This is a genomic window from Pseudorhodobacter sp. W20_MBD10_FR17, assembly GCF_052119765.1.
GTDB lineage: Bacteria > Pseudomonadota > Alphaproteobacteria > Rhodobacterales > Rhodobacteraceae > Pseudorhodobacter.
On record NZ_JBGQOQ010000013.1, the window covers coordinates 11,794 to 36,357 of the forward strand.

The following is a 24,564-nucleotide window of genomic DNA, read 5'->3' on the forward strand; positions in this document are numbered from 1 at the left end:
GGCGATGTACCGTCCTGCGCGGGGCATTGCAATAGCAGAAAAGCACAAGTTCGACAGTTTTATGATTAACTCTCCAACAGACCTGCTTTTTTCGGCAAATGAACCATAAACTCGGTGCCCGTTTCATCACTGCGCAACAATTCCAACCGCCCGCCATGTCCACGCACCAGCTCAAACGCAATTGCAAGCCCAAGACCAGAGCCCCCTTTGCGTGCGCCCCCCTGAAACGCCGTGAATAAGTGATCTCGCGCCCGTGGCGGCATACCAGGCCCGGTATCGCCAACCTTGATCCACCATTCATTTTCCGTCTCGCCACCAGACACCTCAATCGTGCCGTCCTTGCCTGTTGCTTCCAGCGCCTGCATGGCATTGCGCATCAAGTTCGCAAGAATACGGTACAATTGCTCAGAATCAGCACGCAAATTCATGCCGGTAGGCACATCGACCAAACAGGCTACCCCGGCGCGCTCTCCCAAAGCTTCGGCTTCGATCACTTCGTCTATCAAAGGCCCCAGCGCAAACCGTGACAGGCGCGGCGAGGGCTCTTCGGCCTTGCCGAAGGCCAGCGTCGATTCGCACAACGATACCGCCCGCGTGATCGAGCCGACAAGTTTCGGCGCAATCCGTGCAACCGCAGGGTCCGCGCTGCGCTCAATCCGGTCCGCAAAAAGCTGCGCGGTTGTTAAAATATTACGGAGATCATGGCTAATCTTGGCCACGGCCGCCCCCAGCTGCGCCAACCGCTCTTTCTGCCGCAACGCGCCCGAAACCTGCGTTTGCAAACTCAGCAAAGCTTCTTCCGCCTCTCGCAACTCCACCACACCCGAGGTCGGAGCAATCACCCGCCGCGCATCTTCGGGCGCCTCAGCATAAAACGCCATATGTTGCACCACACGGCGAATCGGCTGCACCAACAGGCGTCGCGCGGCAAAGAACAACAGCGCAGCCGTCACTGCCGAAATCAACGCCGACAACGCAAGAATATTCAACCCATAGGCAATCATCGCCTGCCGCAGCGGCGCGGTTGGCATCGTTACCTCAATCAAAGAGCCCGCATCCTGCACAGGATTGCCCAGCACGCGGATCGCATGATCCTGACTATCAATCAAAACCACCAAAGCATCGCGCAGCAAATAAAGCGGCGTCGCCATGCGCAAATCATAGGTTGCCGAAATCTCATCGGACACCGGCGAAGACAGGATAAGCTGCCTGATCTGATCGCGCCACAACACCACATTCAAAACGCCCGCGTTCGACAAAAGCTCTGCCTCTAGCTCGGGGCTGATCATCCCATCCGTAGCCAACAAGGCCAATGACGCAATCTGCGCTTTCTCCAAGCGCAGCAGCAAGTAATCTTCCCGAAACCGCGCAATCGACGGTACAAAAATCAAAACCTCGGCCAACATCACAAAGGCCACGGTCAATAGCAAGAACCGCCCGGACAGCGTGTTCAAAAAGCCTGACCGTTTCATCCCCAAAGCCGCCTCCCCTATCATCTGTTCAAAAATATCCTCGGGAGGGGTCTGGGGAGGGCAGACAGCCCTCCCCAGCGCTCGCCAAGAACTCTGTACTTAAGGAAGATAGCGCTGTACCAGCCCCACAACCCGCTTAACCATTGGGTTATCAAACAATGTCGGAGAAAAATAGGCACCCGCTGCACGTTTTGAAATCTCTCCCAAAGTTGGATAGGGCAAAACTGTACCAGCAACGTCCCCCATCTTCTGCTTGGTCGCAATCGCCATGGCCCAGATCCCAATCAACTCACCCGCCTGCGCACCGGCTATGGTCGCACCAATTGGTCGTCCTTTAACCACCATAACCTTAATAAATCCTTCTGTCTTGTGCTCGGCTTGCGCGCGGTCATTCTCCGCATAATCGAATCGAACCACCGTCAATCCATCGCCATGGGCTTTGCGCGCCTCGGCCTCGGTCGGGCCCACTTGCGCCAGCTCTGGGTCGGTATAGGTGGCCCATGGAATATGCGCCGTGCGCGATTTTGACGGCAGGCCGAACAACATCTGCCGTATCACAACACCCGCATGATAGCCCGCAACATGGGTAAATTGCAGCCCGCCTGCCGCATCACCCACCGCATAGATCTTGGGGTTCGACGACCGCAAATCAGGCCCCACCGTCACACCTTTACTGGTAAACTCAACCCCCGCCGCGTCCAAGCCCAGCCCGTCCAACGACACTTGCCGCCCAACGGCCATCAGCAAATGCGAGCCCTTCACCAGCCGACCATCCTTTAGCTCCACCTCAACCGCGCCCTCGGTACCGCCAACCCGCACAACAGGCGCGTCTTCCATCACGTCCACACCTTCGCCGCGCATCTTGGCCAAAACCACCGCGGCGGCCTCGGGGTCATCGCGGCCAAAGGCTTTAGCCCCTTCAATCACCGTCACCTCACAGCCCAACCGCCGATGCGCCTGCGCCATTTCCATCCCAATAGGACCGCCACCAATCACAATCAAATGCGCAGGCCGTTGGCGTTGGGCAAAGATCGTCTCATTTGTCAGATAAGGCACGCTGTCCAAACCGGGAATCGGCGGCACAAACGGGCGCGACCCCGTTGCCACGACAAAGCGCCGCGCCTTGATCTTAAAGTTGCCCGCGGTCAGCTCTTGTGGGCCGGTAAACTTGCCCCATTCGCGAATGACCCGCACGCCCAAGCCTTCAAACCGTTCCTGACTGTCAACAGGCGCGATTCCTGCAATCACATCCGACACATGATCTTTGACCTTACCAAAATCAATTTCGGGCACCACAGGCGCAATGCCAAACGCCGCCCCGGTCGTCATCGCATGGGCTTGTTTCGCCGCAGCAATCAGCGCCTTGGACGGCACGCAGCCTGCGTTCAGGCAATCGCCCCCCATCTCAGCCGCTTCAACCAGCACAACCCGTGCGCCCATTTGTACCGCACCGGCCGCAATAGAAAGCCCGCCCGAGCCTGCACCGATGATGCAAATATCTGTGTTAATCTGTTCCATAGCTCAGCTCGCTTTCTTACGCAGTAATTTCAAAACAATGGGCAATGCCGACAATGCAGCCAGCCCCAGAATCGGCCCCAATACATGCGGGGCAAAGATGATCGACAAATCAGGTGTCTCGCCCCGCGCAAAGACCTCGCCCAAGCCCGCGCCGACCGATGTAAACACCAGCGCACCGGGCATGATTCCCAAAAAGGTCGAGATGGCAAAACGTGACAGCTTAACCCCGACAAAGGCGGGAATCAGGTTGGCCAGAAAGAACGGCACCGCAGGCACAAGCCGCATCAAGAACAGCACCGACCATTCATTTTCGCGCAAACCCGCCTGCAATTTGGCCACGGCACCGCCTTTGCCTTCGATTTTTTCCGAAAACTTCGCGCCGAATCCTGTTTTCGCCGCCATGAAAATGGCAATCGCCCCCAAAGTTGCGCCGGTTACGTTAAAGAGCACCCCCGGAAACGTGCCAAACAAGAACCCACCTGTCAGCGTGGCCACCGTAGCGCCAGGCAGTGAAAAGCCAACAATCGCGGTGTAGGCGGCAACAAATGCGACAACGGCCACAAGGTAATTGGCATCGCGAAACCCGATCAAGGCCTCACGATTCTCTGCCAAAGCCTCAAAACTGATTTGGTCGCGCAGCAAAAACGCCCCGACCGCCGCAACAGTTAGAATCGCAAGAATCGGCAGCTTTTGGGCCCAACCACCCTTGGCGTCTTTGCTATTGTTATCACTCAGGCTCATTGTCGGCATCACTTTCTCCGGTTTACGTCTTCTCTTTGGAATAGCGCGGAAAAATTTTAAATGCTGCGCATGTGACGGCCTTCTCACGCGGCCTTGATAGGAGGTGAGCGATTTGCCCCTAAAACCCGAGGTCTTGAAACATATGCGGGACAAAAACGGCAACAGATCTGCGAATAAGCGCGAAATGTTGCAGTATTTTCGTGGCGCGTGAATTGACTTGAGCGAAAGGGATGCGTAAAGGACGGGCTTCGAATAAGCGCGACCGGTTGGTTTGTGGCGAATCCCGCCCGAATGGCTGTTGTTGCATAAGTGATGGAGATCCGCGATGAAGCGCACTTTTCAACCGTCGAACCTGGTCCGCGCGCGGCGCCACGGCTTTCGTCTTCGTATGTCTACCAAGGCTGGCCGCAATGTTTTGAACCTGCGCCGTGCCAAGGGCCGCAAGAAGCTTTCGGCCTAATCGGCTGGGGCACAATAGTTTGCCCTGCTTTTTGAAGGACAATTGACATGATACCGCCGGAGGCACAGGGACAAAGCAGCAATGCGGCCCCCGACATGCCACTGGCGGTTTCGTCATGCACGCTTGCCAAGCTGCAAGTTTTACAGCATCGCGCTGATTTTCTGCGCGCAGCGTCTGCGCGTCGGCAGGGTACCCAAGGGCTGCTTTTGCAAGCGCGTGCGCGTCAAGATGATAACCCTGTAATTCGCGTGGGTTTCACCTGTTCAAAGAAAATCGGCAACGCAGTTGCGCGCAACAGGGCGAAACGCCGGTTGCGCGAACTTGCGCGTGCCGTTTTGGCGCCGCATGGCCATCAGGGTTGGGATTATGTTTTGGTTGGGCGGCCCGGCGCCACAATTGAACGTGATTTTACGCTTTTATTGGCTGACTTAGCCTCGGCACTGGCGCGCATTCACAACCAGCCAGATGGCCCGCGCAAATGACACCGCTTGCGCATGTTTTGGCAGTGCCCGTGAGGGCCTATCGCCTGCTGCTCAGCCCGTGGGTTGGCCACGGCTGCCGGTTCCAACCGACATGTTCTGCCTATGCAATCGAAGCCCTTGAAAAACATGGCGGAATAAAGGGTGGCTACCTTACTGTTCACCGCATTTGCCGTTGCCATCCATGGGGCGGCGATGGCTATGATCCGGTGCCAGATCGCAAACATAACACACCCTAAGCGCACCCAATACCGCGCCACAATATTGGCCGTTTTCATGCGCTAAACGCCAGATATAGATGGCGCAGTGTAACGCAGATCGATAAAACTTTTTACAACTTTCAGAGGAGCGTTAACCTCGCAATCAAGCCCTTTGTTTAGCGTCGATCCAACTGGGGGACATCCGCCCCCCCTGTCGAGATAAAAGGGACACGCGATGCAAAGACCACTAAAGCTGTCTGGATCTGAGTCTGGGTCGCAGGCAATAAAACGCTTGGCAATGTTATTGCGGCGACCAGAGCTTTTGGTGTTTCTCCCCGCCTTGTCGCTTATCGCCTTCTGGGTCGGTGGCGAGGCCATTATGATGATCACCGCATTAGGTTTACCAATACTATTTATCCTTGCAGGCGCGTTCAAATCGCAAGAACGGGGTGATCCGGGTGTGCCAGACGCGCTGAGTGGCCTCGCAATTCGCCCCCAAATTATTAAGTTTATGGATAACGTGCTTGAAAATGCGGCAATCACTGGCAAATCAACGGCCTGTTTTGTCGTCCTATTTGATGATGCGAATGTGCTTTTGGATCGCCATGGCAGGGCGGTGCAAACCGAAGTATTGGCACGCAGTGCCGAGCGCTTATGTGCAGCCCTGCGCGAAGGCGATACTGTTGCGCGCCTAGAAGGGGGCGGGTTTGCCATTGCCCTGTCACCGCAGCGCCGCGTCGATCTTGAAGGGATGCTTCAGGTCGCAACGCGTTTACAATCCGCACTCTCCAACCCAATCAGTATTGATGCGGCACGGCTATATGTGACCTGTTCCATCGGGTTTTGTTTGGGGCCAAAAGCGCCCATCGCGACGGGTGGGTCATTGATCGACTCGGCGCAAGTCGCCGCCGACGAAGCGCTGCGCAACGGGCCCGGTGCCATTCGTGCGTTCGTTTTAGGCATGGCGCGCAAGCGAGCAGACCGCGATGCCTTTCGGGGTGAGCTTGAAACCGCCTTGGACGAGGGCCAGATTCGGCCTCATTACCAGCCCCAAATTTGCACCGACACGGGTGCTATTTCCGGCTTTGAAGCCTTAGCGCGTTGGCACCACGCGGAACGCGGCCTTATCCCACCTTCCGAGTTTTTGCCCGCAATTGAAGATGCCGGCCTGTCCGAGCGCTTGGGCGAAGTGATGCTCTATCATGCCCTCGCGGCATTGGTGCGCTGGGATAAAGCAGGGCTTCACGTTCCGAATGTCGGCGTCAACTTCTCATCCGCCGAGCTTCGCAATCCACGACTGGCAGAAAAGCTAAAATGGGAACTTGATCGCTTTGAACTTACACCTAATCGTCTTTGCATCGAAATTCTTGAGACCGTTATTGCCGAAACAGACAACGACGTCATCGTTCACAATATTTCGGCACTAGCAAAACTAGGGTGCCAGATCGACCTCGACGACTTTGGAACCGGTCATGCCTCTATCACCAATATCCGCAGGTTTGCAGTAAATCGAATCAAAATTGACCGCAGCTTCGTGACCCATGTCGATGAGGACCGTGAACAGCAAAAAATCGTGTCTGGCATTTTATCCTTGGCCGAACGGATGGGGCTTGAAACACTGGCCGAGGGTGTTGAGACGAAAGGAGAGCATGCGATGTTGGCACAGCTGGGCTGTGGCCATGTCCAAGGGTTTCTTTTTGCAAGGCCGATGCCTTTCGACGACACACAAGCATGGATCATCGCGCAAAACGCCCGCCGGTCCGCATTGCCAATGATCGCAAGCCGCGCCCGATAGGTGCAACGCAATGACTGCTGCGCCTATGTGCCCGCCAATTGTCGGAGACAATAGGTGTAACAATCGCTCTGCAAGGCTACATCTGATAAGAATTGCAGGGGGAATACGCCGCAGTCTGGGGAAAACGGGGGAATAGCCCTTGACCTTTGTCGCCCCCTATCGTTCAACGTGCGCTGACCCAGAACAGGAACGGTGTTGGTCCCAAATGGACGATCAGAACAAAAATCTTATCCTCGCAACAGTACTCAGTTTCCTAGTGATTCTGGTCTGGTTTGTATTTTTTCCACCCGAAGATGCGCCGGTTGATCCCAACGCACCTGCAGTGGTTGCCACCACGACCGAGGCGATTAGCCCGCCAACGGCCGCAGCTTCCCCGACAGAAGCTGTTGAGGCGGCAGCGCCATCAACAGCCCCTCGGGTTGTTGTTGACACGCCGCGCCTGAAAGGGACAATTTCCCTTCTGGGCGGCCGCATCGACGAGCTTGCGCTTAAGGCGTACACCCAGACGATCGATCCAAAGTCGGATATCGTGACGCTGCTAGAGCCTATTGGCGACGTGCATCCCTACTATGCCCTTTTCGGCTGGACACCTGCTGGGTCTTTGGGCTTTGACGATGTGCCCGGCGCGAATACGCTGTGGGCACAAGTCGGCACCAACGCCCTGTCCCCCGAAACGCCTGTCACGCTGACGTGGGACAATGGCAAAGGGCTGGTCTTTGAGCGCACAATCTCGATTGACAGCCGCTACATGTTTTCGATCGCACAGAGCGTGACAAACCAAAGCGGCGCCGATGTCAGTCTGGCCCCCTACGGCATCATCGCACGTCACGGCATTCCGCCCGATCTTGAAAATTTCTATCTGAGCCACGAAGGTATCGTTTCGCGCGCTGATGGCATTTTGGAAGAGGTCAAATATAAAGACGCTGCCAAACTTCCACTGGTCGACCGCGAGGCAGCCCTTGCCGAGGTCACGGAAGCAAAAACAGATGGTTGGATCGGGTTTACCAGCAAATACTGGATGACTGCGCTGATCCCTGAACAAGGCAAACCCTTCACATCAGTCATCAAATACGTACCCGGTGCTGACATCTTTCAAACCGAAACGCGTGAGCCTGTGATCAGCATTGCCGCTGGTGCTACGGCCTCGACCAACTCACGCCTGTTTGCCGGTGCGAAAGAATGGCAAACCCTGCGCGATTACCAAGATCAAAGCGGCATCGGCGGCTTTATCGACGCGATTGATTGGGGCTGGTTCTTCTTTTTCACCAAGCCGATCTTTACCGTTTTGCATTGGCTTCACGCTGTTATCGGCAACATGGGCCTTGCGATTATTGCCCTGACCTTCTTGCTGAAGGCACTGGTTTTCCCGCTCGCCTATAAATCCTATGTCTCTATGGCGCGGATGAAAGAGTTGCAGCCCGAAATGGAAGCGTTGAAAGAGCGTGCCGGTGAAGACAAGCAAAAGCTGCAAAAAGAAATGATGCTGCTGTATAAGGAAAAGAAAGTTAACCCAGCAGCGGGTTGCTTGCCGATCCTGATCCAGATTCCGATCTTCTTTTCGCTCTACAAGGTGATCTTCGTCACGCTTGAGCTGCGCCATGCGCCGTTCTTTGGCTGGCTGAATGACCTGTCGGCCCGTGATACTTCTAGCTTGTACAACCTGTTTGGCGCCCTGCCTTGGGGTACGCCAGAGCCACACACGATCCTTGCGACAGTTTTCATCGGCGTTTTGCCAATCATGCTGGGCATTTCGATGTGGTTGCAGCAAAAGCTGAACCCAACACCAGCCGACGCAACCCAAGCTATGATTTTTGCTTGGATGCCGTGGGTGTTCATGTTCATGTTGGGAAGTTTTGCAAGCGGGTTGGTAGTTTACTGGATTACAAACAACCTGATCACCTTTACGCAGCAGTTCCTGATCATGCGTAGCCATGGCCATACGCCCGATATTTTTGCAAATATCAAAGCCAGCTTTGGGTTCAAAAAGCCCGAGAAGGCCACGGCGCCCAAAAAGACCGGGAAAAAGTAAAAATGCACCTAAGCCGGATATGTCGACATCCGATTAAGGCACACGGACGCGAAGATCTCGCGTCCGTTCTGCTTTCAGAGGCTGCATGCCTTCCCGATGATCGGCGATGGGCTGTCGCACATGAGGCGGCCAAGCTGACGTCCGGTTGGAACCCGTGCAATAACTTTCACCGTGGGGCTAAGGCCCCTGCCCTAATGGCAATCACCGCTGAATTGCGCGGCGATGTGGTTACTTTGCGCCACCCCGACCGCCCCGATCTAACCTTTCAGCCCGATCTGGCCGAGGATTTAGCGGCCTTTCTGACATGGATAGCGCCGCTGTCACCACCCGACCGCGCCCAGCCAGCCAGCATCGTTTCGGCAGGTCGCGGCATGACGGATAGCGAATTTCCATCAGTTTCAATTCTCAGCACGGCATCGCTAGACGCGCTTTCAGAAAAGCTTGAACAGCCCATTTCCGCTGACCGTTTTCGCGGCAATCTTTGGCTGGATGGCACGGCACCCTTTGCCGAGTTTGAGTGGATTGGCCGCGATATTCAAATCGGCACTGCCGTATTGACCGTGAAAGAGCGTATTACGCGGTGCCGCGCGACGATGGCTAACCCGCTGACTGGTGATATCGATGCGGATACGCTGGGCGCGCTAGACGCCAATTATGGGCATAAAGACTTTGGTGTCTATGCGATGGTAAAAAAAGGCGGCATGATCGCTGTCTCAGATAAGGCGATACTCTTGTGACAATTCTTCCATTTCCATTGGCCGAAGAACCCGAATTTGCCGACCGCGAGGCTGGCCGCCTGCTGTTTGCAGGCCCTGTCGATTTCGTAAAAGGCGTGGTCGCGATGTCGGGGATGCCCCCTGCGGACCGGCTTGAAGTTTGTTTTGCTGGCCGCTCAAACGTTGGTAAGTCAAGCCTTATCAATGCGCTGACAGGCCGGAAAAGCCTTGCACGCGCCTCAAACACGCCGGGCCGCACCCAAGAAATCAACTATTTCGCCTTGGGCGATAGCCGATACATGGTTGATTTACCGGGCTATGGTTATGCCGAAGCGCCCGTCGCAATTGTCGCCAAATGGCAGGCGCTGTTGAAAAGCTATCTTTCAGGGCGCCAAACCCTGCGCCGCGCCTTTGTGCTTATCGACTCACGCCATGGCGTCAAAGCGGTAGATCAGGAAATCATGGATTTGCTGGACAGATCAGCCGTGATTTTCCAAGCCGTGATGACCAAGGCCGATAAGATCAGCAAGGCCGAGCTTGAGAAAAACATCGAGCAAACCCGCCAAGCGCTGGCAAAGCATCCGGCTGCCTACCCCGAACTTATCGTAACCTCGTCTGAAAAAGGCATGGGGATCGAAACGCTCCGCGCCACGATCGCCACTTTAATATAGCGACCGCGCTTAAACATGCTGCGCGCCGTTGACCTCTATCTCCGTACCCGAGATGTAGCTGGACTGCGGCGAGCATAAAAACCAAATCGCATCCGCCACTTCCGAAGGTTGGCCCAGCCTGCGCAGCGGCAGTTGGGCAACAATCTTATCAGTGCCGGGGCTAAGGATAGCGGTTTCAACTTCGCCCGGAGCGATTGCGTTTACGCGCACGCCCAAAGGGCCGAAATCATGCGCCATCTCGCGCGTAAGCGCGGCCAAGGCAGCCTTGGATGTTGCATAGGCTGCGCCTGCAAAGGGATGCACCCGCACCCCCGCAATAGATGTTACGTTAACGATTGCGCCTTTTGCCGCCGCCAGTTCGGCCTGCAAGCCCCGCGCCAGAATGACCGAAGCAAAGAAGTTCACATGGAACACCTGCCCCCAAGTGCGCAGGTCGGTCTCTAAGGTGTTCAGGCGGCCGCCGCCTTCGCCTTTGGGGGAAATCCCCGCATTATTGACCAACGCATCCAGCCGCCCGCCTAATTTTTGCTTAATCACCTCAATCGCGGCCACGGCCTTGTTTGGGTCGGCCAAATCAATCTGGATGTGATTCTCTTCACCACCCGGCCAGGGGCAACGCGGGTCAAAGGCCTGGCGTGAACAGGTCAACACCCGCCAGCCTTCGGCCGAGAACCGCTTAACCGTTGCGTGGCCGATGCCTCGGCTTGCCCCAGTTAGTACAAGCGTCTTTTTCTCAGCCATATCAGCCCCATTTTTTTGCGAACCAGCCCCTACCCTATGCCAATGGGCGGCAGGCGCAAGCCACCGGCTTTCCCTTGGCATAATCACGCAAAGGCGCTAAAAAGAGGAATACCAACGGGAAACAAAAATGAAAAAGCAGTTAGCAAATATGCGTGATTCCATTGCCACCGCCGCCACCTTGAACGAAGCTTTGCCCTATTTGCAGCGCTACTCGGGTGCGATTGTCGTCGTCAAGTTCGGCGGCAATGCCATGGGCGACAGCGAAGCGATGGAGGAATTCGCCCAAGATATCGTTCTGATGCGTCAGGTCGGGGTGAACCCTGTCGTCGTACATGGCGGCGGCCCAATGATTAACAACCTGCTGGCCAAACTTGGGATTAAATCCGAATTTGTTCGCGGCAAACGCGTAACCGATGCCGCCACGGTTGAAGTGGTTGAGATGGTTTTGTCCGGCCTCGTGAACAAACGCATCGTGCAGGCAATCAATGATGCGGGTGGCCGCGCTGTTGGGATTTCCGGCAAGGATGACGACCTGATGGTCTGCGATTATGACGATCCGGAACTGGGTTTTGTTGGCCGTCCGCGCGACATGCGGGTGCAAGTGCTGCGTGATATGTTCAACGCAGGCATCATTCCCGTGGTCGCCCCTGTTGCTCCTGGCGATAATGGCGAGACCTTTAACGTAAACGGTGATACCGCTGCTGGCGCGATTGCGGGTGCCTTGAAGGCTGATCGTTTGCTGTTGCTGACCGATGTTGCTGGCGTCAAAAACACGGATGGTGAGGTGATTACACAACTTAGCCCCGAAGATGTGCGCGACCTGACCGAAAAAGGCGTGATTGCGGGCGGGATGATTCCCAAGACCGAAACCGCGCTCATGGCGATTGAACAAGGCGTGCGCGCCGTGGTTATCCTTGATGGCCGCATCCCCAATGCCTGCTTGCTTGAGCTGTTTACCGACCACGGGGCGGGGTCACTGATCCGGTCAAACACGGTAGAGCCACGGGTGAAACCCCGCGCAGAATGACCGACCTTTCCGCCATTGAAGCCTTGCTCCGGCCGCACCAGCTTGCGGTTATGGGCGGCTTTGAGGCGCAGGATGACTCGGCCTTGCCAAAAGGCACGCGGATGCTTTTGCTGATTGGGCCAGCAGGGCCTGGGTTTTGGCAGCATCTCACCACACAGCCCGAATGGCAAAGTGGCGAGGCTGATCCGATAGATCGCTGGTCACGGCGTGTTATTGGTAACATAGCCTGCGGGCTGCATGCCAAAGCCCTGTTTCCCTTTGGTGGCCCCCCGTGGCACCCGTTTTACCATTGGGCGCTGCGATCAGGGCGGGCGTGGGATAGCCCCGTGCGGCTGCTGGTTCATGATCAGATGGGGCTGTTTGCGTCATACCGCGGGGCTTTGGCGTTGGATGAAGTGCGTACCCTGCCCGCAACGGCCCCAAAACCTTGCGATACATGCAGCGAAAAACCCTGCCTTACGGCGTGCCCAGTTCAGGCCCTAACCGGCACCGGTTATGACCTAGCTGCTTGCCACGGATTTTTGGACCGCCCCAGTGGCGCCAATTGCATGAATAACGGCTGCCTCAATCGTCGTACTTGCCCAGTGTCCCAAGCCTATGCAAGACTGCCAGAACAGTCAGCATACCACATGGGGCAGTTTCACAAATGACAAAACGCTTAATCCTTACCCGCCATGCCAAGTCGAATTGGGATGACCCGCTTACGCCGGATCATGACCGCCCGCTGAATGAGAGAGGCATCCGCGCCGCTGCCGACTTGGGCCAATGGCTTGCGTCTCGCGGCTATGCCCCGGATGAGGTGCTTTGCTCGGATGCGGTGCGCACACGCGCCACGTTTTCGGGCATCGCGCCCGCCTTGCAAACGGCCCCCGAGCTTGCTTTGAAACCAGCGCTTTACCATGCGGGGCCGGATGTCATGCTTGCCGTTCTGCGCCATGCCAAGGCCGATACGGTGATGATGATTGGCCACAACCCCGGCATTGCCGAGTTCGCCCATCGTCTGGTCAACCGCGCGCTGTCTGACCCTGAATTTCAGCGCTATCCAACGGGTGCCACGCTGGTTGTTGAGTTTATTATTGACGATTGGGCAGAGGTTACGTTTGGAACTGGCGCTATGCTTGATTTCATTGTCCCCAGCGAAATCACGGCCTGAGCGGCCCGCATGACACAAAAAAACCCAGCCAATCGGCTGGGTTTTTGCATTGTATCTTAGCCGGTTTTAATGGCCCAAAATCTGGCTAAGGAACAGCTTGGTCCGCTCCGACTGTGGGTTGTTAAAGAACTCTTCAGGTTCGTTTTGCTCAACAATTTGGCCCTGATCCATAAAGATCACGCGGTTTGCAACTTGCCGTGCAAAACCCATTTCATGCGTAACGCACAGCATGGTCATGCCTTCTTCTGCCAGCTCGATCATTGTATCCAGCACTTCTTTGATCATCTCTGGGTCAAGCGCCGAGGTCGGTTCATCAAACAGCATGATCCGTGGCTTCATGCACAAGGACCGCGCAATCGCCACACGTTGCTGCTGACCACCCGAAAGCATACCGGGGTATTTATGCGCCTGCTCGGGGATTTTCACCTTGTTCAGGTAGTGCATCGCCACTTCCTCGGCTTCTTTCTTTGGGGTCTTGCGAACCCAAATCGGTGCCAAAGTCAGGTTTTCCAGAATGGTCAAATGCGGGAAAAGGTTAAAGTGTTGGAACACCATCCCCACCTCGGACCGAACCTTGTCGATATTTTTCAAATCCGAGGTCAGCTCGGTGCCATCAACGATGATCTGGCCTTGCTGGTGCTCTTCCAGCCGGTTGATACAGCGGATCAGCGTCGATTTTCCTGACCCCGACGGGCCAGCGATAACGATCCGCTCGCCCCGGTTCACGGTCAAATCGATGTCGCGCAGCACGTGGAACGTGCCGTACCACTTGTTCATACCAGCAATCTGGATCGCGACCTCATCGCTTACCTGCATCTGGCTACGGTCTACTTTACGGTCTGCCATGGTCTCTGTCATAGCGGTCTCCCTTAACGGTGGTCGGTTTTCAGCTTGCCTTCAAGGTACTGCGAGTACCGGGACATGCCGAAACAGAAGATGAAGAAACAAAGCGCGATGAAGCCGTACAGCTCCCATACGATGCCGTTCCAGTTGCTGTCGGCGCGAATGGCGTTTGACAGGCCAATCGGGTCTAGAATGCCGATGAACACGACCAGAGTGGTATCTTTGAACAACCCGATGAAGGTGTTTACGATGCCCGGGATCGAGATTTTCAACGCTTGCGGAAGCAAGATCAGGCGCTGCGACTTCCAGTAATCAAGGCCAAGCGCGTCAGCCGCCTCATACTGGCCGCGGGGCAAGGCCGCAAAGCCCCCGCGCACCACCTCGGCCATATAGGCCGCGGCAAAGAGCGTCACCATGATGATAACCCGCAGAACAATATCGAAATTGGTCCCCGGTGGCAGGAAATAGTTCAGCAACAAAGACGCCGTGAACAGCAAGGTAATCAGCGGTACGCCTCGAATAAACTCGATAAAGCCGACACATATCCATTTCACTAGCGGCATGTCAGATTGCCGGCCAAGGGCCAACAAGATGCCAATCGGCAATGACAAGACAATGCCGGTCACACCGATGATGATCGAGATCATGAACCCGCCAAAGTCATGCGATTGGATGGCAGGGATGCTAATCGGCAAGATAGAGCTAAGCGACTCATCTACAGGCGCGGCAAGAAATAGCCACCACACAATCGGTCCCACAACAGCCCCAATTGTCGCGACGATGGACGATACCCGCTGCAACAGCGTGTATGCGGCATAGGCCACAACAAACCCAAGCATTGCGGCGATAGTGTACCAGATCGACCCACCCCACAGCAGCCAAAAGGCCAAGAACGGAAAGACCGCCGAAAACCACAGCACTTTACGCGGTACGGCTGCGAATAAGATCGGTGCAACGGCCACAACCATCAGCACAAAGGTCAGGACTGGGCGCCAATACGAATCTTGTGGGTAAAACCCGAACAGCAACTGATGCCAACGGTCTTTGATAACCCCCCAGCACGCCCCGGTATCACCTGCCAAAATCTCACGGCATTGCGAAAGCGAATTGGCATTCCAGATCGAGTTTTTGAACCACGGCCCCAGATGCAGCACCAGAAAATAGACGATCAGCACGCCAAGCAAGGTCAAGATAACGTTCAAAGGGCTGGAGAACAGGTTTTCACGCATCCACCGCACTGCGCCAATCTGGCTTGATGGTGGCGATTTCTGCGGCAACATATTGGTGCGTACGAAGGATAATTTTGAATTGCTCATCTCAACGCTCCTTCAATTTGACGGAATTGTTGTAGACGTTCATCCCGCCAGAAATGATCAAACTGATGATCAAATAAGTCAGCATCAACAGCATCATACATTCCAACTCGCGCCCGGTTTGGTTCAGCGTAATCCCGCCCAATGTGGCGCGCAGATCCATATAGCCGACCGCAATAGCAAGCGACGTGTTCTTGGTGATGTTCAGATATTGCGAAATCAACGGTGGAATGATCACACGCAAAGCTTGTGGCAAGATCACCAGGTTCATCGTTTTACCAGGGCGCAGGCCAAGCGCAAAGGCAGCCTCGGACTGGCCTTTGGAGATCGCCAAAATCCCTGCGCGCACGTTTTCGGCAATAAAGGCGCCCGTATAAACCGACAGGGCCAGCCACATCGCGATGAACGAGTTACGCAGATAGCTGCCGCCACGGAAGTTAAAGCCCTTCAACTCTGGGTATTCCAAATGAAACCCCATCGCGATCAGTGCAACCAATACGGGCACAATGATAATCAGAGCCGACTTCCACCACGTCACAGGGCGAACACCCGTTGCTTCTTGTACGACACCGGCGCTGCGCTGTACTGCGCGATAGCCCCAAATGCTGCCGATGATAATTGCAAGTAATATCAAATAGTTCGAGCTGACCGAGACGATCCCCAGATTGAGATCGCCCAAGCTGCGCGAAAACAGCGGCCCAGGAAGATAGGTTCCTCGGTTGGTGATGGCGACACTGTCAAAGAACAGCATTGAAGATGTCGCATCGGCGCCTCTAAACGCGTTCGGGGCTGGCGTGATTTCGGTCAAAACCGCGAAAATCACGATGATCCACAGCAAGACTGGTACGTTGCGGAACATTTCCACATAGAACGTCATTATTTTTGAGACGATCCAGTTGTTCGACAAGCGGAGCACGCCCGCAATCACACCAATAACTGTCGCCGTCACGCAGGCCGCAATCGCAAGAACAAGCGTGTTCAGCAGACCGACAATCCAAGCCCGCGTATGGCTGCTGTCATTGCTGTAATCCACCAGCATTTGGTTGATATCATAGCCCGCCCGCGAGGTGAGAAAACCAAAATCGATATCTTTGCCCTTTTGGGCAAGGTTCGACAAAGTGTTATCCACCAGCCAAGCAAAACCGGCCATGAATAGAAACAGAAACACGATCTGGATCGTAATGGAGCGGTAGCGCGTGTCATAGATGAGCATGCTCAGTCGAAACGAGCTACCCGAAGTATCAGACGTTATTGCCATTTAAATTCCCCCTGCATCTGAACTGGCGCTTTGTCGCGCTCTGGTGCGGTCCGGGTTTGCCCGCGCACCTGTCAGAATTACCGATTGCTTGGAAAAAGGGCGCACCATTTGGTGCGCCCCTCCTATAGCCGCGCCCTACCGGAAGGGCGGAGCGTACTGCAAACCACCTTGGGTCCAAAGCGCGTTCAAACCACGTGCCAGGCCGATTGGGGTTGATTCGCCAATGTTCGCTGCGAAGATTTCACCATAGTTGCCGCCAGCAGCGATCGCGCGCTTGGCCCACTGCTTGTCCAAACCAACCATCGCGCCCAGATCATCCTCGGACGAACCAAGCATACGGTCGATTTCTGGGTTCGACGTGCCTTTCGACAGCTCTTCGATGTTTGCCGAAGTGATGCCCATCTCTTCTGCTGCAACAAGCGCAAACATGGTCCAACGAACGATGTCAGCCCACTGATCGTCACCCTGTGCGACCAACGGCCCCAGAGGTTCTTTCGAGATGATTTCTGGCAGAACAGCGTGGTTTTCTGGATCAGCAAAGGTTGCGCGTGTTGCGGCAAGGCCCGATGCGTCCGTGGTGTACACGTCGCAAGCGCCAGCCAGATACTGCTGCTGTGCTTCGGCGTTGGTTTCAATTGGAACCGGCTCATATGTCATGTTGTTGGCTTTGAAGTAGTCAGCCAAGTTCAGCTCGGTTGTGGTGCCGGTTTGGATACAAACGGTCGAGCCGTCCAGTTCCTTGGCCGAAGACACGCCCAGTGCTTTGTTCACCATGAAGCCCTGACCGTCGTAGTAGTTTACGCCAGCAAAGGTGAATTTCAGGTCAGTATCCCGGCTGAATGTCCATGTGGTGTTACGCGCCAACAGGTCAATCTCGCCCGAAGCCAGCGCTGTAAAGCGGGTCTGGCCAGTGGTGGATACGAATTTAATTTTCTTGGGGTCGCCCAAAACGGCTGCGGCAACAGCGCGGCATACAGCCACGTCAAAGCCTTGCCATTCGCCAGCCGAATCCGGTGCTGAAAAGCCGTTAACACCTGTGGACACGCCACAGTTCAATTCACCACGGGCTTTGACTTCATCCAACACAGTTGCGGATGCTGCGCCCGCGACAAGCGTCGCTGCGGCAGTCATAGCGCCGATAAGTACAGTTTTTTTCATTAATAACCTCTTCCTGATGTCCCACCCATTTTCAGGTGGATTAGTTGCTCCCTTACCCCGTCACCGGGGTGAAACTGATTGAGGTATCCCCACCTCAGTCAGTCTTTAGTTTCGTCCGAACCGCTTTGAAAGGTCAAGTGCATCCCACTGCAAAACGCAAGAATGTGCGTTTTCATCGGCTTGTGGCGGCAATGATGCAAGAACAAATCATAACGCCGCGCATTTGGGCAAGATTGTTACCCACACAATCCAAAGAATCGCGCGGCATGTCGAATTCCATCGCGTTTATACGCCTCGGATTCGGCGGCCTCGTCGTCTACGCCCCAAAGTTCGGCCTGCCAATGTTCGTCAATCCGTGACAGATCAAAGCCTGCATCAACATCTATTTTCCCACGCGCAATCGCCAAGCCCAGCACCAATGACCCCGAGATCGCGACAAGATCGTGAAAAGCTGCCAGCTGAAACGGCGTCATCGCATGCACGGCCTGTATCAGCGGCGTTTGGCTGGCGGCGGGTTGCGCAATCGGCATGATGCCTTGTGTGGCCACCAAGGCGGCGCCAAGCTCGGTTGCGGCCCAATCCAACAGCGGGTCCCAGGCGGTTTGCTGACGCGCCACCAGTTCCTGCGGCGCCTCGGCACGGTAGCACAACAGATCCGACCCGCCATAGGCCGCCAGCATGTCGGCAACGGCCACGAATTGCGGCGTCACCTTATCCAGCGCCGAATTTGCGGTGCGGGTAAAAGGCATGGTTTCGGGTTTAATCTTGGTCTCTTGCGCTTGCCATTCGGCCGCGACCGCCTCGGCCAAGGGCTGTGTTGGCACCCAAAACGCTGTTTTGGCGGGTGTTTTCAGCCCGCGCCCGTCCAATGACACGGTATACCCGTTGTCGAAGGCAACCGGCTCGGCTTGTTTCCAAAACCGTTTTGGGGCCCATCCACTCATTTATCATCCCCGAACGGGTCGGCAGGCACATCATTGACACCCCAATCCAGCGCCTTCCACGTCCGGTCCATATGCTCAGGCAAGGGCGCGATAAAGGTCATCATCTTTTTGGTAATCGGGTGTTCAATGGTCAAAGACCGCGCGTGCAGATGCAATTTCTTGCTAATCTCGCCGCCGATTGACGCACCCCAACCATCGCCCTGGTTTTCGGTGCCCGAGCCGCCGTATTTGCCATCGCCAAGGATCGGGTGGCCCATCTCGGCCATATGCGCGCGCAACTGGTGCGTGCGGCCTGTCACAGGTTCTAGCGCCATCCAAGACAGACGAGACCCAAGGAACCACAGCACAAAGAAATCGGTCTGCGCGCGTTTGGCATCAGGGTAGTCGCCCATTTTGGCGGGATGGATACAGACCATCTTTTCGCCTTCGCCACCACGGCCACGCCCGCCCGCCTTCATCAACCCGTATTTGATTGACCCTTTGCGCGGGTGTGGCACACCGGCCACCGCCGCCCAGTAAATCTTGCGCGTCTCACGGTGGCGCAGCGCCTCGGACAGCGCGCGGGCCACACGGTCGGTCCGTGCCAGCATCAACAGACCAGAGGTGTCTTTGTCCAAGCGGTGCACCAGCTTGGGCCGGTCTTTATAGCCAAACTTGAGCGCCTCGGTCAGCCCGTCGACATGCCGGTCGCCCTGCCCCGAGCCACCTTGGCTGGGCAAGCCGGGCGGCTTGTTGATGATGATCAGATGCTCATCTTTAAAGATCACACAATTCTGGATCATCTTGGTATCGGCAGGCGAGACCCCATCCTTGGCGGGCCGCGACGGCGCATCGCCCGTTGGCAGCGGCGGGATGCGAATTTCAGCCCCCGGCACCACGCGGTCCGACGCCTTGGCCCGCCCGCCATTCACCCGCACTTGGCCGGTGCGGCACATCTTTTCAACAGCCCCTTGGGTCAGATGCGGAAAGCGGCGTTTGAACCAACGGTCCAGACGTTGCTCGCCCTCATCCACAGAAACAGTCAGCAATTTTACATCGCTCATGCCAGTAATCCTCGCATTGTTAACACGCCTAAAACCAGCGCGATGATGGATAAAACAACCGATCCGGCCACATAGGCACCTGCAAGCGCCACTTGGCCGCGCTCCCAAATGGTGAAGGCATCAAGCGAAAAGGCTGAAAATGTCGTGAACCCGCCCAAGAGACCAGTCATCAAAAACGGCGCGAACCGCGTGCCGCCCTTTAGGGCCAGTACAACGACCAACACGCCCATTAGGAACGAGCCCGCAATGTTGACGATCAGCGTACCGTAAGGGAACCCCGGCCCAATGCTGCGCATCACGGCGGCATTGGTCAGAAAACGGGCAGAGGCACCGATAGCGCCGCCAAGGGCAACTTGAAGAAGGGTATATATCATTGGCGCTATCTGGTCTTGAATGCCTGTTTTGTCAACCACACAAGGGGCAAGCCACCTGCTAACTGCCCTGACGTTTCGCACGCAGCTTGGCGAAATAATCGATCCGTTTTTTCAGCTCTCGCTCAAACCCGCGTTCGGGGGGCATGTACCAGACGGGGCGCTTCATGCTGTCAGGGAAATAGTTCTGGCCCGAAAAACCATCTTCGGCGTCATGGTCATAGGCATAGCCCGCGCCATAACCGATTTCTTTCATCATTTTGGTCGGCGCGTTCAGAATATGCTTTGGCGGCGGCTCGGAACCGGTCTGCTTGGCCGCCGCGCGCGCCGCCTTATAGGCCACATAAACCCCGTTCGATTTCGGGGCCAGCGCGATATAGACCACCGCTTGTGCCAGTGCCAGCTCGCCCTCGGGGCTGCCAAGGCGTTCATAGGTTTGCCAGCTTTGCAAGCAGACGTCTTGCGCCTGCGGGTCGGCCAAACCGATATCTTCTACCGCCATGCGGGTGATACGGCGGGCCAAAAACCGAGGGTCCTCGCCCCCCTCTAGCATCCGCGCGAACCAATAGAGGGCGGCATCGGGATCAGACCCGCGTACCGATTTATGCAAGGCCGAGATAAGGTTGTAATGTTCCTCACCCGATTTGTCGTATTTCGCCGCACGCCGCATCAGGCGCTGCGAGAGCTGGTCACGCGTCAGATGCCCGTCAACCTTCCACGCCGTGACCTGCTCAATCAGGTTCAGCAACGCGCGGCCATCGCCATCGGCCATCTCCAACATCGCCTCGCGTGCCTCGCCTTTCAGCGGCAGTGCGCGGTTCAATTCTTTCTCGGCCCGCTGCGCCAACAACTCCAGGTCAATCAGGCTTAACCGTTCCAGCACAATCACCTGCGACCGCGACAAGAGCGCGGCGTTCAACTCAAAGCTGGGGTTTTCCGTGGTGGCGCCGACCAAAAGGATGGTCCCATCCTCCATATACGGCAAAAACCCGTCTTGCTGGGCTTTGTTAAAGCGGTGAATCTCATCCACGAACAACAGCGTGCCGCGCCCGTTTTGCCGGCGCAGCTTGGCGGCCTCAAAGACCTTGCGTAGATCAGGCACGCCGGTAAAAATCGCCGATATTTGCACAAAGGCCAGATCGGTTTCATCCGCCAGCAGCCGCGCGATAGTGGTTTTGCCAACGCCGGGCGGCCCCCACAACACCAAGGATGACAAAGACCCCGCCCCCAGCATCGCCCCCAGAGGGCCATCAGGTGCCAAGACCTTGGCCTGCCCGATCACTTCCGCCAATTTGCGCGGGCGCAGACGGTCAGCCAAGGGGCGCGGCCCTTCGGCTTTTGGCATGGGGGATTGGTCAAAAAGGTCGCTCATATAGGTCAGACTACGCCTTTTCGCATGGCTTAGAAAGCGCGATCACAGCCGAAACCGCAGCCGTATCAGTTGGCCCGCGCGCAAGATATCCATCGCCCAGCCGCGCGCGCCCGTGGCGGCAACGGCACGAACATCATCGGGCGTTTTGATCTCGGCGCCATTAATGCCAAGGACAATATCGCCAGCAATCATACCCGCCCGCGCCAATGGCCCCTCAACGGCGGTAATCACCACCCCTTGCGCCGACAACGGCAAGCCCAGCTTTGAAATCAACGCAGGGTCGATCATGGCAACCGACAGCCCTGCAAGGCCGCCATCAACGACCGAAAGCACAACTTGGTTTTCGGCTTGCGGCGCGGCGATCAGCGTCACCTCGGTCTCGTGCGCCTGCCCACCGCTGACATAAGCCACCTTAACCCGTTTGCCGACACCCATGACTGACAGCCTAAACATGATCTCTTGCGGGCTGTTCACTTCAGCCCCGTCCAGCCCGGTAATCACATCGCCCGGCACAAGCCCTGCCTGGCCAAACGGGCTTTGCGGGTGCAACTCATCTAGAACGATGCCGCTGGGCCGGTCCATCCCCAGCGCCTCGGCCATCTGCGCATCGACCGTTTGGCCCGAAACACCCGCCCAAGGCCGGATAAAGTGATCATTGCCCGCCGCCGCCTGCGCCATCACCTGCGCAACCAAATCCGACGGAATCGCAAAGCCAACACCGTTGGAACCGCCAGATTTCGTAATGATCGCCGAGTTGATGCCAATCAACCGCCCTGCCATATCAACCAAGGCACCGCCCGAATTGCCGGGGTTAACCGGCGCATCCGTTTGGATAAAATACCCACGACCCAGCGACACCGAAGACCGCGCCAGCCCCGACACAATACCGCTGGAGACCGTCTGCCCCACGCCAAACGGGTTGCCGATGGCCAAAACCAATTCGCCCACCTCAACGCTATCGGTGGCGCGGAGCGGCAGATACGGCAGCGTGCCCGAACTCTCGACCCGCAGCAACGCAAGGTCGCTTTCCTCATCCGCCAAGATCACGGTAGCGGCAAATTCGCGACGGTCCGACAGAACGACGCTGATATCGGTAGCGCCCCCGACGACATGATAATTAGACATCACCAGCCCATCAGCGGCCAAAATCACCCCCGACCCAAGCGAGTTTTGCACCCGCTGCGTGGGCTTGCCGAAGCTTTGCGCAAACTGTTCAAAAAACGGATCGCCCGCAAAGGGGCTTTCGCGCCCCTCAACCACACGCTTGGCATAGATGTTCACGACCGCAGGGGCCACCTGTTGCACCAAGGGCGCAAAAGACAGCGCCATCTGGTCGCGCGTTTCCGGCACTGTTTGCGCAACCGCGCCAAGCGGCAGCAGGGAAAAACACAAGGCGGTTAAGGCATATTTAATGGGCATACTGCGGCCTCCACTCTATCAGGTCCGCCGCCGATATGCGCTATCTCTGGCGGCTCTGCAACAATTTCGCACTGCGCGGCCCGCCCACAAAAGCACGACATCTTACCCAAACATAGCGTAGGGCAACCACCTCGTACTATCGGTTTAAAGCGATGGTCAAAACCGAACCCGTCGTAGCGCGCAAAACAAAAAAGCCCGCCTCAACTAAGGGCAGGCTTTCTTCATTATATTCGCAAAAACTTATGCTTCTGCAGCGTCTTCTGCCAAAACACGGGCCTTATCAGCCGCGCCTTTTGCGTTTGGATCACGGTCAACAAATTCGATGATCGCCATAGGCGCCATGTCGCCATAGCGGAAACCGGCTTTCAAGACGCGCACATAGCCGCCCTGACGCTCTTTGTAGCGTGGCCCAAGAATTTCGAACAAGCGGGCCACATACTGGTCCTGCTTCAACTGCGCAGCAGCTTGGCGGCGTGCGTGCAGATCGCCGCGCTTTGCCAAGGTGATCAGCTTTTCGATGATCGGGCGCAGTTCCTTTGCCTTTGGCAAAGTTGTTTTGATTTGCTCATGCTCGATGAGCGAGCCACACATGTTAGCGAACAACGCTTTGCGGTGTTCATGTGTACGGTTTAGACGGCGGTAACCACGAGAGTGACGCATATTAATCTCCTAATGTCGCGTTTTACTTTGTCCGGCAGCCCTCGAATAGGCCACTCACCTTGGGGCAGTATGCCCATGTATTCCCCGCATTCGCGGGCATTTTAGAAGTGCGCCAAACCTGAGTATTGGCGCACTAAACCTATTAGAACTGGTCTTCGAAACGCTTGGCCAGATCTTCGATATTTTCTGGTGGCCAATCCTCGACGTCCATACCCAGATGCAATGCCATGCCTGACAGCACTTCCTTGATTTCGTTCAAGGACTTGCGGCCAAAGTTTGGTGTGCGCAGCATTTCTGCTTCGGTTTTCTGGATCAGATCGCCGATGTAAACGATATTGTCGTTCTTCAGGCAGTTTGCCGAACGGACAGAAAGCTCAAGCTCGTCAACCTTCTTCAGCAACAGCGGGTTGAACTCCAACCCGTCATCAACATCCGAACGGCTTGCAGATTCAGGTTCATCGAAGTTCACGAAGATCGACAGCTGATCTTGCAGAATGCGTGCGGCATAGGCCACAGCATCATCCGGCGTCAAAGAGCCGTCTGTTTCAATTTTCATAGTCAGCTTGTCATAGTCCAAAACCTGACCTTCACGGGTCGGCTGCACTTCGTAGCTGACTTTTTTCACCGGCGAATAAATTGCATCAATCGGGATCAAACCGATTGGTGCATCTTCCGGCCGGTTTTTGTCAGCCGAAACATAGCCTTTTCCGGTGTTTACAGTCAGTTCCATGAACAGGTCAGCGCCATCGTCAAGGTGACAGATCACGTGGTCTTTGTTCAAAACCTCAACGCCACCGATTTCCGAAATGTCGCCAGCGGTCACAACGCCTGGACCTTTTGCCGAAATCGACAGGCGCTTTGGCCCCTCAATGTCCATGCGCAGGCTTACGCCCTTCAGGTTCAAAACCATGTCGGTGACATCTTCACGAACGCCAGCAACTGACGAAAACTCGTGCAGAACATTGTCAATCTGAACGGATGTGATCGCGGCACCTTGCAGCGACGACATCAAAACGCGACGCAGAGCGTTGCCAAGCGTCAGGCCGAAGCCACGCTCTAGCGGCTCTGCGATTACAGTAGCGGTCCGCGACGCATCAGGGCCGGCGTTAACCACCAGCTGCGTCGGCTTAATCAATTCGGCCCAATTTTTGTGGATCATGCGAATAGCCTCCATACTTGTC

25 protein-coding genes are annotated in these 24,564 nt (G+C 56.1%); 10 read left to right on the top strand and 15 right to left on the bottom strand.

The genetic code is table 11. The features are described 5' to 3' along the window. Window positions 1-65 precede the first annotated feature (65 nt). The 3 genes from ACEN2J_RS10515 to ACEN2J_RS10525 form a co-directional block, all read right to left on the bottom strand. Window positions 66-1,472, bottom strand: a complete 1,407-nt coding sequence (locus ACEN2J_RS10515; RefSeq protein ID WP_442105644.1) for a sensor histidine kinase — start codon at window positions 1,470-1,472, stop codon at window positions 66-68. A gap of 99 nt (window positions 1,473-1,571) precedes the next feature. Beyond that, window positions 1,572-2,990 carry a dihydrolipoyl dehydrogenase family protein gene (locus tag ACEN2J_RS10520; protein WP_442105646.1) on the bottom strand — a complete coding sequence of 473 codons (1,419 nt, stop codon included), beginning with the start codon at window positions 2,988-2,990 and terminating at the stop codon, window positions 1,572-1,574. A gap of 3 nt (window positions 2,991-2,993) precedes the next feature. Next, complete coding sequence (locus ACEN2J_RS10525) at window positions 2,994-3,731, bottom strand: TVP38/TMEM64 family protein (protein WP_442105799.1); 738 nt, start codon at window positions 3,729-3,731, stop codon at window positions 2,994-2,996. 325 nt (window positions 3,732-4,056) lie between these two features. Between ACEN2J_RS10525 and rpmH the strand changes: the two genes are divergently transcribed. The 7 genes from rpmH (at window position 4,057) to yihA (ending at window position 10,081) form a co-directional block, all read left to right on the top strand. Then, a complete protein-coding gene (gene rpmH / locus ACEN2J_RS10530) occupies window positions 4,057-4,191 on the top strand; it encodes a 50S ribosomal protein L34 (protein WP_081647669.1) in 135 nt (44 codons plus the stop codon). 47 nt (window positions 4,192-4,238) lie between these two features. After that, window positions 4,239-4,673: a ribonuclease P protein component gene (gene rnpA, locus ACEN2J_RS10535; protein WP_442105648.1), complete on the top strand. Its 435-nt coding sequence runs from the start codon at window positions 4,239-4,241 to the stop codon at window positions 4,671-4,673. Then, the gene (gene yidD / locus ACEN2J_RS10540) at window positions 4,670-4,909 is read left to right on the top strand and encodes a membrane protein insertion efficiency factor YidD (protein ID WP_442105649.1); all 240 of its coding nucleotides are present in this window, start codon (window positions 4,670-4,672) and stop codon (window positions 4,907-4,909) included. The genes rnpA and yidD overlap by 4 nt, the downstream gene beginning before the upstream one ends. Before the next feature lie 196 nt (window positions 4,910-5,105). Continuing rightward, window positions 5,106-6,665, top strand: a complete 1,560-nt coding sequence (locus ACEN2J_RS10545) for a putative bifunctional diguanylate cyclase/phosphodiesterase (protein ID WP_442105651.1) — start codon at window positions 5,106-5,108, stop codon at window positions 6,663-6,665. A 205-nt stretch (window positions 6,666-6,870) separates the two neighbouring features. After that, window positions 6,871-8,694 carry a membrane protein insertase YidC gene (yidC, locus tag ACEN2J_RS10550; protein WP_442105653.1) on the top strand — a complete coding sequence of 608 codons (1,824 nt, stop codon included), beginning with the start codon at window positions 6,871-6,873 and terminating at the stop codon, window positions 8,692-8,694. A gap of 2 nt (window positions 8,695-8,696) precedes the next feature. After that, window positions 8,697-9,431 carry an MOSC domain-containing protein gene (locus ACEN2J_RS10555; RefSeq protein WP_442105654.1) on the top strand — a complete coding sequence of 245 codons (735 nt, stop codon included), beginning with the start codon at window positions 8,697-8,699 and terminating at the stop codon, window positions 9,429-9,431. Next, the gene (gene yihA, locus ACEN2J_RS10560; protein ID WP_442105655.1) at window positions 9,428-10,081 is read left to right on the top strand and encodes a ribosome biogenesis GTP-binding protein YihA/YsxC; all 654 of its coding nucleotides are present in this window, start codon (window positions 9,428-9,430) and stop codon (window positions 10,079-10,081) included. Before ACEN2J_RS10555 ends, yihA begins: the two co-directional genes overlap by 4 nt. Before the next feature lie 9 nt (window positions 10,082-10,090). Here the strand turns inward: yihA and ACEN2J_RS10565 are convergent, their stop codons facing one another. Then, window positions 10,091-10,822 (bottom strand): SDR family NAD(P)-dependent oxidoreductase, encoded by a 732-nt coding sequence (locus ACEN2J_RS10565; RefSeq protein ID WP_442105657.1) that lies wholly within the window; start codon window positions 10,820-10,822, stop codon window positions 10,091-10,093. 127 nt (window positions 10,823-10,949) lie between these two features. On the opposite strand from ACEN2J_RS10565, the gene argB reads away from it, so the two are divergent. Genes argB through ACEN2J_RS10580 form a run of 3 tightly spaced genes read left to right on the top strand, consistent with a single transcriptional unit; the run spans window position 10,950 to window position 13,002 of the window. Further along, window positions 10,950-11,849, top strand: a complete 900-nt coding sequence (gene argB / locus ACEN2J_RS10570) for an acetylglutamate kinase (protein WP_442105658.1) — start codon at window positions 10,950-10,952, stop codon at window positions 11,847-11,849. Then, on the top strand, window positions 11,846-12,499 hold the full coding sequence (locus tag ACEN2J_RS10575) for a ferredoxin (RefSeq protein WP_442105660.1): 654 nt from the start codon (window positions 11,846-11,848) through the stop codon (window positions 12,497-12,499). Before argB ends, ACEN2J_RS10575 begins: the two co-directional genes overlap by 4 nt. Further along, complete coding sequence (locus ACEN2J_RS10580; RefSeq protein ID WP_442105662.1) at window positions 12,496-13,002, top strand: SixA phosphatase family protein; 507 nt, start codon at window positions 12,496-12,498, stop codon at window positions 13,000-13,002. Before ACEN2J_RS10575 ends, ACEN2J_RS10580 begins: the two co-directional genes overlap by 4 nt. A gap of 66 nt (window positions 13,003-13,068) precedes the next feature. On the opposite strand, the gene ACEN2J_RS10585 is transcribed toward ACEN2J_RS10580, so the two are convergent. From ACEN2J_RS10585 to ACEN2J_RS10635, 11 genes are all read right to left on the bottom strand, one after another. After that, window positions 13,069-13,860: an amino acid ABC transporter ATP-binding protein gene (locus tag ACEN2J_RS10585; protein ID WP_442105663.1), complete on the bottom strand. Its 792-nt coding sequence runs from the start codon at window positions 13,858-13,860 to the stop codon at window positions 13,069-13,071. An 11-nt stretch (window positions 13,861-13,871) separates the two neighbouring features. Continuing rightward, the gene (locus ACEN2J_RS10590; RefSeq protein ID WP_442105664.1) at window positions 13,872-15,161 is read right to left on the bottom strand and encodes an amino acid ABC transporter permease; all 1,290 of its coding nucleotides are present in this window, start codon (window positions 15,159-15,161) and stop codon (window positions 13,872-13,874) included. 1 nt (window position 15,162) lies between these two features. Then, window positions 15,163-16,416 carry an amino acid ABC transporter permease gene (locus ACEN2J_RS10595; protein ID WP_442105666.1) on the bottom strand — a complete coding sequence of 418 codons (1,254 nt, stop codon included), beginning with the start codon at window positions 16,414-16,416 and terminating at the stop codon, window positions 15,163-15,165. 135 nt (window positions 16,417-16,551) lie between these two features. Continuing rightward, window positions 16,552-17,574, bottom strand: coding sequence for an amino acid ABC transporter substrate-binding protein (locus tag ACEN2J_RS10600; protein ID WP_442105668.1), 1,023 nt, complete (start codon window positions 17,572-17,574; stop codon window positions 16,552-16,554). A 236-nt stretch (window positions 17,575-17,810) separates the two neighbouring features. After that, complete coding sequence (locus ACEN2J_RS10605; protein WP_442105669.1) at window positions 17,811-18,518, bottom strand: ATP12 family chaperone protein; 708 nt, start codon at window positions 18,516-18,518, stop codon at window positions 17,811-17,813. Then, the gene (locus ACEN2J_RS10610) at window positions 18,515-19,561 is read right to left on the bottom strand and encodes an RluA family pseudouridine synthase (protein WP_442105671.1); all 1,047 of its coding nucleotides are present in this window, start codon (window positions 19,559-19,561) and stop codon (window positions 18,515-18,517) included. Before ACEN2J_RS10610 ends, ACEN2J_RS10605 begins: the two co-directional genes overlap by 4 nt. After that, window positions 19,558-19,935, bottom strand: a complete 378-nt coding sequence (gene crcB, locus ACEN2J_RS10615) for a fluoride efflux transporter CrcB (protein WP_442105673.1) — start codon at window positions 19,933-19,935, stop codon at window positions 19,558-19,560. Before crcB ends, ACEN2J_RS10610 begins: the two co-directional genes overlap by 4 nt. 58 nt (window positions 19,936-19,993) lie before the next feature. After that, window positions 19,994-21,304 carry a replication-associated recombination protein A gene (locus ACEN2J_RS10620; protein WP_442105675.1) on the bottom strand — a complete coding sequence of 437 codons (1,311 nt, stop codon included), beginning with the start codon at window positions 21,302-21,304 and terminating at the stop codon, window positions 19,994-19,996. A gap of 42 nt (window positions 21,305-21,346) precedes the next feature. Then, window positions 21,347-22,723 (bottom strand): trypsin-like peptidase domain-containing protein, encoded by a 1,377-nt coding sequence (locus ACEN2J_RS10625; protein WP_442105677.1) that lies wholly within the window; start codon window positions 22,721-22,723, stop codon window positions 21,347-21,349. Window positions 22,724-22,963: 240 nt separating this feature from the next. Then, complete coding sequence (gene rplQ / locus ACEN2J_RS10630; protein ID WP_442105679.1) at window positions 22,964-23,383, bottom strand: 50S ribosomal protein L17; 420 nt, start codon at window positions 23,381-23,383, stop codon at window positions 22,964-22,966. Between the two features lie 142 nt (window positions 23,384-23,525). After that, entirely contained in the window at window positions 23,526-24,542 is a 1,017-nt protein-coding gene (locus ACEN2J_RS10635; RefSeq protein ID WP_442105681.1) for a DNA-directed RNA polymerase subunit alpha, read from the bottom strand. Window positions 24,543-24,564 lie beyond the last annotated feature (22 nt).

Excerpts from the sequence above, each read along its gene's own strand:
- ACEN2J_RS10515 (WP_442105644.1), bottom strand. The coding sequence starts at position 1,472 with ATGAAACGGTCAGGCTTTTTGAACACGCTGTCCGGGCGGTTCTTGCTA.
- ACEN2J_RS10520 (WP_442105646.1), bottom strand. The coding sequence starts at position 2,990 with ATGGAACAGATTAACACAGATATTTGCATCATCGGTGCAGGCTCGGGC.
- ACEN2J_RS10525 (WP_442105799.1), bottom strand. The coding sequence starts at position 3,731 with ATGAGCCTGAGTGATAACAATAGCAAAGACGCCAAGGGTGGTTGGGCC.
- rpmH (WP_081647669.1), top strand. The coding sequence starts at position 4,057 with ATGAAGCGCACTTTTCAACCGTCGAACCTGGTCCGCGCGCGGCGCCAC.
- rnpA (WP_442105648.1), top strand. The coding sequence starts at position 4,239 with ATGATACCGCCGGAGGCACAGGGACAAAGCAGCAATGCGGCCCCCGAC.
- yidD (WP_442105649.1), top strand. The coding sequence starts at position 4,670 with ATGACACCGCTTGCGCATGTTTTGGCAGTGCCCGTGAGGGCCTATCGC.
- ACEN2J_RS10545 (WP_442105651.1), top strand. The coding sequence starts at position 5,106 with ATGCAAAGACCACTAAAGCTGTCTGGATCTGAGTCTGGGTCGCAGGCA.
- yidC (WP_442105653.1), top strand. The coding sequence starts at position 6,871 with ATGGACGATCAGAACAAAAATCTTATCCTCGCAACAGTACTCAGTTTC.
- ACEN2J_RS10555 (WP_442105654.1), top strand. The coding sequence starts at position 8,697 with ATGCACCTAAGCCGGATATGTCGACATCCGATTAAGGCACACGGACGC.
- ACEN2J_RS10565 (WP_442105657.1), bottom strand. The coding sequence starts at position 10,822 with ATGGCTGAGAAAAAGACGCTTGTACTAACTGGGGCAAGCCGAGGCATC.
- argB (WP_442105658.1), top strand. The coding sequence starts at position 10,950 with ATGAAAAAGCAGTTAGCAAATATGCGTGATTCCATTGCCACCGCCGCC.
- ACEN2J_RS10575 (WP_442105660.1), top strand. The coding sequence starts at position 11,846 with ATGACCGACCTTTCCGCCATTGAAGCCTTGCTCCGGCCGCACCAGCTT.
- ACEN2J_RS10580 (WP_442105662.1), top strand. The coding sequence starts at position 12,496 with ATGACAAAACGCTTAATCCTTACCCGCCATGCCAAGTCGAATTGGGAT.
- ACEN2J_RS10585 (WP_442105663.1), bottom strand. The coding sequence starts at position 13,860 with ATGACAGAGACCATGGCAGACCGTAAAGTAGACCGTAGCCAGATGCAG.
- ACEN2J_RS10590 (WP_442105664.1), bottom strand. The coding sequence starts at position 15,161 with ATGAGCAATTCAAAATTATCCTTCGTACGCACCAATATGTTGCCGCAG.
- ACEN2J_RS10595 (WP_442105666.1), bottom strand. The coding sequence starts at position 16,416 with ATGGCAATAACGTCTGATACTTCGGGTAGCTCGTTTCGACTGAGCATG.
- ACEN2J_RS10600 (WP_442105668.1), bottom strand. The coding sequence starts at position 17,574 with ATGAAAAAAACTGTACTTATCGGCGCTATGACTGCCGCAGCGACGCTT.
- ACEN2J_RS10605 (WP_442105669.1), bottom strand. The coding sequence starts at position 18,518 with ATGAGTGGATGGGCCCCAAAACGGTTTTGGAAACAAGCCGAGCCGGTT.
- ACEN2J_RS10610 (WP_442105671.1), bottom strand. The coding sequence starts at position 19,561 with ATGAGCGATGTAAAATTGCTGACTGTTTCTGTGGATGAGGGCGAGCAA.
- crcB (WP_442105673.1), bottom strand. The coding sequence starts at position 19,935 with ATGATATATACCCTTCTTCAAGTTGCCCTTGGCGGCGCTATCGGTGCC.
- ACEN2J_RS10620 (WP_442105675.1), bottom strand. The coding sequence starts at position 21,304 with ATGAGCGACCTTTTTGACCAATCCCCCATGCCAAAAGCCGAAGGGCCG.
- ACEN2J_RS10625 (WP_442105677.1), bottom strand. The coding sequence starts at position 22,723 with ATGCCCATTAAATATGCCTTAACCGCCTTGTGTTTTTCCCTGCTGCCG.
- rplQ (WP_442105679.1), bottom strand. The coding sequence starts at position 23,383 with ATGCGTCACTCTCGTGGTTACCGCCGTCTAAACCGTACACATGAACAC.
- ACEN2J_RS10635 (WP_442105681.1), bottom strand. The coding sequence starts at position 24,542 with ATGATCCACAAAAATTGGGCCGAATTGATTAAGCCGACGCAGCTGGTG.